The sequence below is a fragment of the Candidatus Stygibacter australis genome (assembly GCA_030765845.1).
Lineage (GTDB): Bacteria > Cloacimonadota > Cloacimonadia > Cloacimonadales > TCS61 > Stygibacter > Stygibacter australis.
This window is the reverse complement of sequence record JAVCDJ010000024.1, coordinates 1-8,666: the sequence shown is the minus strand read 5'-3', so window position 1 is coordinate 8,666 and position 8,666 is coordinate 1. Positions and strand designations below refer to the sequence as shown.

Genomic DNA, 8,666 nt, shown 5'->3' with positions numbered 1-8,666 from the left:
CATTTTATATGCCTGCTTATATTTATCCAGAGATTTTTCCCCTTCACCTAAAGCAGCATATGCTGCAGCAACATTATAAATTGCAGACGCCTCATCAACAGTCATATCTCTTTCTTTGAAATATTCAGCTGATTTCTGATAGATTTTCAGGGCTTCTTGATACTTTTTCTGGTCATATACTACATTGGCAAGATTCATCCGAATTGAATTCTGGCTTAAGCTGTTAACTTCCAGAGCATTTTGCAAAGCCAATTTAAAATAAATTTCAGCTTCTTTCACTTCTCTCATTTGAAGATGCACTGATCCCAGGTTGTTATAACAACTCATCAGTTCTGCTTTATTATTTATTTCAAGATAAATATCAATTGCTTTCAGGAAGACTTTTATTGCTTTGGAATAGCTATTCTGCTTATGAGCAATGCTGCCTTTCAGGTTATACGCTGTTCCCATAGCAGGTTTTATCTCAAGTTGCCTGCTGCTGTCCAGAAGATGATTTGCCCATAGCTCAGCTTTCAGATAATTTCCACCATAGAAATTGGCGTAGGCTAAATGGACATAAGCGCTAAGAATTGCCCGTTCATCTTGCATCTCTTTTGCAATAGCATATCCCTTTCTTGCTTGTATAACACTCTCACGAGGGTCCGATTTGCATAAATACCTGGAGTAGTCTAAAATTGCAATAACTTTGTCTCTGCCTGTAGAACTCTCAATCTTATCAGTAAATTTCTTTCTTTCCATCTCGCCACCAGTTTTTATTTAAGATCAATTAAAAACTATCATAGAATATATCTGATTCAGATATTCCATAATCTTTTAATCCTTTTGTGATCGTATTGATCATGCCAGGACTTCCGCATAGATAGGCTTCAGTATTTTTGTTGTCTTTTATCGCATCTTTTAAATATGGAGTTATGTATCCTGTCTTCCCCTGCCACTGATCTTCTTCGCAAGGTTGGGATAATACAGGATGATACTGATAATCTGTCAGTTTGCTTTCAAAATCATTAAGATAATCAGTTAAATATAGATCATCTTTGCAACGAGCTCCAAAAAAATAAAGGACCCTGCGCTGGGAACCGGTTTCATGCAGTAATTCCAGCATGGATTTTATGGGAGCCATTCCTGAGCCACCAGCAATAAAAAGAATATCTTTCGACGTATCTCTTATATAGAAATCACCATAAGGTCCAGTGAATTCTACTATATCACCTTCTTTAAGATATTCGTGTACCCAGGTTGTGCAAATCCCCTTGGGAACTTGTCTAATAATTACCTGAACCATATTTTTGGAAGACTGATTTGATGAGATTGAATAAGCACGTGAAACAGATTGTTTCACTTTGCCATATTTGGCTGAATGGAGTTGTATATATTGTCCCGCTTTGAAATCTATTGCTAAATCTATCAAATCCAGAGTTAATTCCTTAATATCATAAGTATAATCCTTAATACTGGTAACTTTGGCCTTGAATTTTCTAATATTGAAAATCGCTTCAGGAAGCTCAATTTTTATATCTTTTTTAATTTTAACCTGACATGATAATCTGATATTGTCTGAAATTTCTTCGGGACTAAGAAATGGCTTCTCGGTTGGTAATAATGGCCCTCCACCATCAATAACCTTGCATTTACAAAATCCACAACTACCCCTGCCGCCACAGGCAGAAGCCAGAAAGATATTCTTACTATTTAAGCTGCTCAGCAGTGAAGATCCACCCTTTACCTTCTCCTGACGTTTTCCATTAATATCAATATTACATTCACCATAATCTGCCAGATACTTTTCAGCGATCACAAGTAGCAGTGCCAGCACTCCACCAGTGATCATCATTATTATTGTGGTCTGCAATACCTGATATATCATGATGTCACCTTATTGAATTGCTGCAATACCGGAGAAACCGATAAAGGCAAGTGCCATGATTCCAGTAATTATCAAAGTAATCCCTGCTCCACGTAATCCTGCTGGCACCCGGTTCAACTTAAGTTTTTGCCTGATTCCAGCCAGGCTTAATATCGCCAGCAGCCAGCCCAATCCAGCTCCACCACCATAAGCAATAGATTGAAGAAAGCTGTAGTTACGAATTATCATAAATAATGACACTCCCAGAATTGCACAATTAACTGTGATCAAAGGAAGGAAAATTCCTAAAGTGTAATATAGTACAGGTGAAAACCTTTCCACGAATAATTCTGTTAATTGCACAAATGCTGCGATCACAATTATAAAGATTATGTATTGCAGATAAACTATATCCAGAGGTACCATTATCAAATGATAGACAGCATAATTAATTGCAGTAGTGCACACCATCACAAAAAAGACTGCTACGCCTAATCCGAAAGAGGATTCCACTTCCTTCGATACTGAAAGAAATGAGCACATTCCCAGAAAATTTGTCAGGAGGATATTACTGGTAAATATTGCAGCAAAAAAGATTACGATAGCATTAATTTCCATATTGACCTATGCCTTCTTTCTCTTCCTGATTTCCACAATCCAGATCAGCATAGCCAGCAGGAAAAATGCACTGGGTGCCATCACCATGATCGACCAGCGTGTCCACCAGCTTCCCAGAACTTGATAGCCAAAAATTGCTCCGAAACCAAATAATTCCCTTATAAATGATATGATCAATAATACCAGAGTATAACCAACTCCAGCACCAATGCCGTCAATCATACTATCCAGGGGACTATTTTTAATTGCAAATGCTTCTGCCCTGCCCATAATTATGCAATTAGTGATAATAAGCCCCACATAAGGCCCAAGTTCCTGGCTGACATCTGGTAAAACTGCTTTCAGAAATAAATCCACAAGTATTACATAAAAAGCAATGATAAAGGTTTGGGCCATCATCCTTACTCTTGAAGGTATCAGGCTTCGTATCATAGAAATTGTGAACATGGATAGTGCCAGAGTAAAGATCACGCCCAGTCCCATTACCAGGCTGTTTTTCATTTGATTTGTTACTGCCAGAGCAGAACAGATTCCTAATATTTGCACCCAGATAGCGTTTTCGGTAAATGCACTTTTTATAAATATCTCTTTTCTACTCATTTAATTTACCTTTCCGCTACTGAAATTCTGCTTATACAAAGTTTCAAGTTCATCCTGAATCGCAGTTATTACTGCTTTACTACTCACAGTAGCACCCGTTATCTGAGATACTTGATCGGTCTCTGGATCCTCGCTTTCTTCTATCATCTGTAACTTAATAAATTTATTATCCAGATAAAACCTTTTGCCAGTAAATTGCTCTTGAAACCAGTCCTCAGTTATCCTTGCTCCCAAACCCGGTGTTTCTCCCTGGCTGATGATCTTGATCCCCAGATAATTACTGAAATCAGGATCTATTGCCACCAGCAGCTTTATTGTACTCCATAAACCTTTTGCTGAAACGGGAAATACGTATCCTGATCTAATTCCATTTTGACTAAATTCATAATATTGATGATCTACTGGGTTTTGCAATGTTCTCTTAGTTATATATTTATTATATATCTTATTAATTTCCTCAGGAGTATAATCTTTGATAAGTTTATTATTCAGTTCAGCAATTTCACCTTTGTATAAATCCAGCAGATTAGTTTGCAGAGTTAGCTCCTGATACATTTGCACTCTACCTTTTGATAATTGATAAGAAAAAGCAAGTATAAATGTGAGAATAGCAGAAAGGATGATCATGAAAAATACCGGATATAATCTGCTATCCCGAAAACTGATTTTCTCTTTCACTTGTTTCTTCCTGATCTGCGGTTAAAAGCATATTCAATGATCGGTGAAAAAGTGTTACCCAATAACAGAGCAAACATGAAACCTTCAGGAAAACTGCTGAATTTGCGGATGATCACTGTAAGTAAACCCACCAGAATTGAATTTATCCAGATGACTGTCTTATGTTTGGGCATTGATACCGGATCTGTGATCATAAATACCATTCCAAACATCACACCACCAGCAAATAAAAAATATAGGGGATTTGTGCCATAGAAAATAAAGCTGAATAGAATAAATGATGCTATCCCACCAATCATTGGCTGCCACTTGGCTGTTTTTGTGAAAACCAGATACAATGCACTTATAATTATCAATAAGCTTGATATCTCACCTATACATCCCGGGATATTTCCCAGAAAAAGATCTCCTAATCCACTCACACCTTTATCACTCATTTCAGTAATTCGAGTTGCTGCAGTAAGTGCTTCTGGATTTGTCCAGCTGCCGAAACCTCCCGGTAACCTTACAAATGGCTGACTCCATTGAGTTCCCATGTGTCTGGGAAAAGAGATAAATAAAAAAATCCTGCCAACAAGAGCAGGATTAAAAGGATTCATTCCAAATCCACCAAATACCATTTTACCTAAAGAAATTGCGACCACAGCACCCACTGCTGCCATCCATAAAGGAATCGTCGAAGGCAATATCAACGCCAGTAAAGTGCCTGTAACCCACACAGCGCCACTGATCTTTCCAGGCTTTTGACCTCGTACAAAAAGATATTCCATGATAACAGAAAAGATATTCGTTACAGCTATCACAGCTATCACTCTCCAGCCAAACCGGAATACAGCATATATGATAATAGGGATCAAAGCATATAATACCCGGTTCATCACTTTCTGCTTCATGAATATGTCTTTCAGCATTTTTCCTTCCTGGTTGGTAGTTATGTGATAATATTACACATGCTTATGTCCGGAAAAATATTTCAAGAATTGTGCTCTTTCATAAAAAGCAGGATCTTTGATCTTTTTCTGGCTCAATTTACCTCTAAATTCATCGATATTCTTATAATTGTGATTATCCATCCACTGCTTCAGGAAAGCATTGCTTGATTTCATTGCTCCCACACCTTCAGTGTATAAACTACTTACTATCTGCACTGCATTAGCTCCAGCAAGAAGCATCTTCACCACACCAATACCATCATGAACTCCCGTTGATGAACATAGATCACAGTCCGTTTTATCATACATTATTCCTATCCAGCGCAGTGACATATGAAGATCTGACCTGCTGGAAAAAATATCTCCAGAAACCATTTCCATTTTCTCAATATCAATATCTGGACTATAAAACCGGTTAAAGAGTACCAGTCCCCTTATCCCCGTATAAGAAAGATCACGCAATGACTTTGCAACATTCTCAAAATAATAGCTGACTTTCACACTTACTGGAATAGTAGCCATTTTTGCTATCTCTCGAGCTATCATTAAGTATTCCTTACGAATAGTCTCATCCAAAACAAGTGGATCTGAAGGTAAATAGAAAATATTTATTTCCAGAGCATCTGCTCCTGCTTCAGATATTTCTCTGGCATAATCTGTCCAGGTACCTGAGCGATAACAGTTTATACTGGCTATCACAGGTATTGATACTGCAGCTTTTAACTTTTTGATAAGCTTCAAATAATCATCTAGAGCGTGCCTTTTCTGAAAAAATGATAACATCTCATTAGCTTCAGGATAAGAACTTAGTGCTGTCTCCTCATCAAATTCCCTGATTTCTTTCTCAATCTGCTCCTCAAATAAAGAAGGCAGAACTATTGCTCCCGCTCCAGCTTCTTCCAGCTTCTGAACTGTCTCCAGATCTCGGTTCAAGCCACAGGAACCTGCTATGATGGGACTTTTTAATGTTAAACCCATATAATTTATCTGGGTATCTGCCATCTTATTATTCCTCCCTAATTATTTCTTAGAATATCTTCATCATAAAGTTTTTCAAATCTCAATTTATGCCCGGTCTCTTCTTCTGTCAACCGCATAAATACTCCCCCAGTTTCAGTGCCTTTAAATCTTTCAGCCAATTCAGTATAAAGTTTTTTAGCCGCTTCTTCACGCTTCATAGCCACGATCAATATATCCTGATAACTCAAGTTTCCGTGTGGTTCCTCGGCTACCAGATATTCACTTATCTGCAGATCTTCAACATTTTTATGCTCTATTTTTTCTGCTCCCTTGTCCAGAATATTGGAAAGCACCGTGATATGACCGCGTTCCATCATTTCAAGTTCCTTCAGCATTTCTTTCTGACTGGCAAACTTGGTTTTTCCCTGCAAATCCTGATAAAATTGCACTGCTTCTCTTTCACGCTCGATAGCAAATCCGATTACGGCTTTAAAATCTTCTCGTTTCATTTTTATTTCTCCTTCTTCTATTTTTTTTATCTCTAAAAATTATTTTTCAATTATTATTGTCAATATAAGAAAATGCTGCCTAAGCAGCATTTTCCATATTAATTTTGTCTGGTGTCACTGTAAGAATGATTAGTCCATAGGACTAAAAAGGTCTTTGCCAACACCACATTCAGGACATGTCCAATCTTCCGGCAAATCCTCAAAGGATACATTGTTATTTTCAGCCGGATCATAGATATAACCGCAAGCATCACAGATAAATTTCTGCATTTTTCCTCCTACACTAATAATTTTCAGTTAAAATTTCAAAATACGCCTGCGGATGTGCACATACTGGACACTCTTCCGGCGCTACTATAGACGATACTACATGACCGCATTTACGACATTTCCAGAATACTTTACCACCTTTCTTAAAAACGGCAAGATCCTTTACATTATTCCAGAGCTTACGATATCTTTCCTCATGATGTTTCTCGATTAATGCTATTAATTTAAATAGCGTTGCAACATCTGGATAGCCTTCTGCCAATGCAACTTCTGCAAAATGAGGGTATAGTTCTGACCATTCTTCCTTTTCTCCATTTGCTGAATATTCCAGATTTTTCATAGTACTATCCATTGCCACGGGATATCCCGCACCATTGATCTCTACTACCTGTTCGTTCATGCCGTGTTTTAGTAATGCTTTAAAGAAAAGTTTAGCATGCTCTTGTTCATTTTCTGCTGTTTCCAGAAAAAAGCCGCCTATCTGCTGATAACCTTCTTTCATCGCTATCTTACTGTAATAAGTATAACGATTCCTGGCTTGTGATTCACCGGCAAAAGCTTTCATTAAATTTCCTGCTGTTTGAGAATCTTTGAATTCCATTATTACTCCTATACTATTCTATTTTGGTTCCCAATAACACCGTTTGGGAGAGATTATTTCTTCGTCTTTCTTAAGTTCTTTCATCACTTTGTCAACTACTGTTTTTTCCAATCCGCTCAATTCTGCAATTTCTCCTGCTTTCAGCGCTTTTCCTGCTTCATGCAGTACCTTCAGAACTTTTTCCTTACTTTCCATGATCAACCTTTCCACAATCCATGAAGATTACACCATTCCAAAGCATACAGTATTTCTGATTTCTTTACGGGAAATTCTGCTTCAGGAGCATCACCCGGTTTCAGTTCATGACGGTAAATCCCCTTAGCTGTATGAACTTCTATGAATTTGATATAGTGATTTTCAAGCATTGGATGGGCAGCATTTTGACCTACTTTCACCAATACTCCCTTAGCTGTCTCTTCTATATATGGTACATGCTTTTCAGTAGTTGCATCCTCTTTCTTAGCTTCAAGTTTTATCATTTTTACGCCACAGCAGGTCAAATCCTGTGCACCTTCATTCAATACTTCCACTACATTGCCACATCTCTCACAAAAATAAATCTCACGTAATGCTGTCTTCTCCATTATTTTCTCCTTACTATTTTGTTGTTACCGGCGGTGTAAATACTCTTCCTGCCAGTTCTTTGTCTAACATTAAAATTCCGTAACTATGATCTCCCATCCTTGTTAACCGGTTCACATAGTCTTCCATACTTGCTTCTTCTTCTACCTGTTCATCCACAAACCATTGCAAAAAACCTCTCGAAGCATGATCATTATCTGCTATTGCTATATCCATCAGGTTATTGATCCTGCCCGAAACATAAATCTCATGCTCATAGGCAAGTTCAAATACTTCCTGAATTGATATAAAATCCCCTTTCGGCTTTTCAATCGTATCCAATTCCACCCTTGCTCCACGCTCATTCACATACTGATAAAGCTTCATCGCATGAAAATGCTCTTCCTGTGCCTGAACTACAAAGAAATTCGCAAATCCCGGAAGATTTTCACTTTCCAGATATGCTGCCATTGATAGATAATAATATTCTGAAAAGAACTCCTTATTTATCTGGTCATTTATTTCTTGTGCCAGTTTTTTTGATATTTTCATTCTCATTGTTTCTCTCCTTGTTATTTAACTTTGAAGATATTCAAGAACCGCTTCATAATCGGGCTCTTCCACTATCTCCGGCACTAATTGAGAATAACCAATAGTGCCATCTGATTCAATTACGATCACTGCTCTTGCAAGTAAACCTCGCATTGGACCATCAATGATCTTCACTCCATATTTTTCACCAAATTCCAGAGACCGGAATATACTCAATGTCTCCACATTATTTAAACCTTCTGCTCCGCAAAATCTTGCCTGGGCAAAGGGCAGGTCTGCTGAGATACATAGCACATAAGTGCCTGGCAGCTTTTCAGCCATAGCATTAAATCTTCTCACTGATGCTGCACACACGGATGTATCCAGACTCGGAAATATATTCAATATCACTCGACTGCTCTTGAATTCTGCAAGTACTACATCGCTCAGATCATTTCTGGTTAGCTTGAATTCGGGAGCTGCTAAACCGATTGGTATCATATCTCCACTTGTATGGATTATATTTCCTTTTAACTTAATTTCACTCATTACTTTCTCCTGTT

At 37.8% G+C, this 8,666-nt stretch carries 14 protein-coding genes; all 14 read right to left on the bottom strand.

What is annotated here, in order from left to right; translation table 11 throughout:
• A partial coding sequence (locus RAO94_01205; GenBank protein MDP8320946.1) for a tetratricopeptide repeat protein occupies positions 1-738 on the bottom strand: 738 nt, incomplete at its 3' end.
• A gap of 28 nt (positions 739-766) precedes the next feature.
• The gene (locus RAO94_01200) at positions 767-1,864 is read right to left on the bottom strand and encodes an FAD-binding oxidoreductase (GenBank protein MDP8320945.1); all 1,098 of its coding nucleotides are present in this window, start codon (positions 1,862-1,864) and stop codon (positions 767-769) included.
• A gap of 9 nt (positions 1,865-1,873) precedes the next feature.
• Positions 1,874-2,461, bottom strand: a complete 588-nt coding sequence (locus RAO94_01195) for an Rnf-Nqr domain containing protein (GenBank protein ID MDP8320944.1) — start codon at positions 2,459-2,461, stop codon at positions 1,874-1,876.
• Positions 2,462-2,467: 6 nt separating this feature from the next.
• Positions 2,468-3,061 (bottom strand): NADH:ubiquinone reductase (Na(+)-transporting) subunit D, encoded by a 594-nt coding sequence (locus RAO94_01190; GenBank protein ID MDP8320943.1) that lies wholly within the window; start codon positions 3,059-3,061, stop codon positions 2,468-2,470.
• The gene (locus RAO94_01185; GenBank protein ID MDP8320942.1) at positions 3,062-3,739 is read right to left on the bottom strand and encodes an FMN-binding protein; all 678 of its coding nucleotides are present in this window, start codon (positions 3,737-3,739) and stop codon (positions 3,062-3,064) included.
• Positions 3,736-4,650, bottom strand: a complete 915-nt coding sequence (locus RAO94_01180) for an RnfABCDGE type electron transport complex subunit D (GenBank protein MDP8320941.1) — start codon at positions 4,648-4,650, stop codon at positions 3,736-3,738. The genes RAO94_01185 and RAO94_01180 overlap by 4 nt, the downstream gene beginning before the upstream one ends.
• Positions 4,651-4,683: 33 nt before the next feature.
• A complete protein-coding gene (locus tag RAO94_01175) occupies positions 4,684-5,673 on the bottom strand; it encodes a dihydroorotate dehydrogenase-like protein (GenBank protein MDP8320940.1) in 990 nt (329 codons plus the stop codon).
• 14 nt (positions 5,674-5,687) lie between these two features.
• Positions 5,688-6,140 (bottom strand): ferritin family protein, encoded by a 453-nt coding sequence (locus tag RAO94_01170; protein MDP8320939.1) that lies wholly within the window; start codon positions 6,138-6,140, stop codon positions 5,688-5,690.
• A gap of 129 nt (positions 6,141-6,269) precedes the next feature.
• Positions 6,270-6,410: a rubredoxin gene (locus tag RAO94_01165; GenBank protein MDP8320938.1), complete on the bottom strand. Its 141-nt coding sequence runs from the start codon at positions 6,408-6,410 to the stop codon at positions 6,270-6,272.
• Positions 6,411-6,423: 13 nt separating this feature from the next.
• Positions 6,424-7,011 carry a rubrerythrin family protein gene (locus RAO94_01160; protein ID MDP8320937.1) on the bottom strand — a complete coding sequence of 196 codons (588 nt, stop codon included), beginning with the start codon at positions 7,009-7,011 and terminating at the stop codon, positions 6,424-6,426.
• 18 nt (positions 7,012-7,029) lie between these two features.
• Complete coding sequence (locus RAO94_01155) at positions 7,030-7,206, bottom strand: hypothetical protein (GenBank protein MDP8320936.1); 177 nt, start codon at positions 7,204-7,206, stop codon at positions 7,030-7,032.
• Between the two features lie 2 nt (positions 7,207-7,208).
• The gene (locus tag RAO94_01150) at positions 7,209-7,595 is read right to left on the bottom strand and encodes a desulfoferrodoxin (GenBank protein ID MDP8320935.1); all 387 of its coding nucleotides are present in this window, start codon (positions 7,593-7,595) and stop codon (positions 7,209-7,211) included.
• 13 nt (positions 7,596-7,608) lie between these two features.
• Positions 7,609-8,130: a ferritin gene (locus RAO94_01145; protein ID MDP8320934.1), complete on the bottom strand. Its 522-nt coding sequence runs from the start codon at positions 8,128-8,130 to the stop codon at positions 7,609-7,611.
• Between the two features lie 18 nt (positions 8,131-8,148).
• A partial coding sequence (gene tpx, locus RAO94_01140) for a thiol peroxidase (GenBank protein ID MDP8320933.1) occupies positions 8,149-8,666 on the bottom strand: 518 nt, incomplete at its 5' end.

What these genes read in the sequence shown, in the direction of transcription:
- RAO94_01200 (MDP8320945.1), bottom strand. Translation starts at nt 1,864, where the DNA reads ATGATATATCAGGTATTGCAGACCACAATAATAATGATGATCACTGGT.
- RAO94_01195 (MDP8320944.1), bottom strand. Translation starts at nt 2,461, where the DNA reads ATGGAAATTAATGCTATCGTAATCTTTTTTGCTGCAATATTTACCAGT.
- RAO94_01190 (MDP8320943.1), bottom strand. Translation starts at nt 3,061, where the DNA reads ATGAGTAGAAAAGAGATATTTATAAAAAGTGCATTTACCGAAAACGCT.
- RAO94_01180 (MDP8320941.1), bottom strand. Translation starts at nt 4,650, where the DNA reads ATGCTGAAAGACATATTCATGAAGCAGAAAGTGATGAACCGGGTATTA.
- RAO94_01175 (MDP8320940.1), bottom strand. Translation starts at nt 5,673, where the DNA reads ATGGCAGATACCCAGATAAATTATATGGGTTTAACATTAAAAAGTCCC.
- RAO94_01170 (MDP8320939.1), bottom strand. Translation starts at nt 6,140, where the DNA reads ATGAAACGAGAAGATTTTAAAGCCGTAATCGGATTTGCTATCGAGCGT.
- RAO94_01165 (MDP8320938.1), bottom strand. Translation starts at nt 6,410, where the DNA reads ATGCAGAAATTTATCTGTGATGCTTGCGGTTATATCTATGATCCGGCT.
- RAO94_01160 (MDP8320937.1), bottom strand. Translation starts at nt 7,011, where the DNA reads ATGGAATTCAAAGATTCTCAAACAGCAGGAAATTTAATGAAAGCTTTT.
- RAO94_01155 (MDP8320936.1), bottom strand. Translation starts at nt 7,206, where the DNA reads ATGGAAAGTAAGGAAAAAGTTCTGAAGGTACTGCATGAAGCAGGAAAA.
- RAO94_01150 (MDP8320935.1), bottom strand. Translation starts at nt 7,595, where the DNA reads ATGGAGAAGACAGCATTACGTGAGATTTATTTTTGTGAGAGATGTGGC.
- RAO94_01145 (MDP8320934.1), bottom strand. Translation starts at nt 8,130, where the DNA reads ATGAGAATGAAAATATCAAAAAAACTGGCACAAGAAATAAATGACCAG.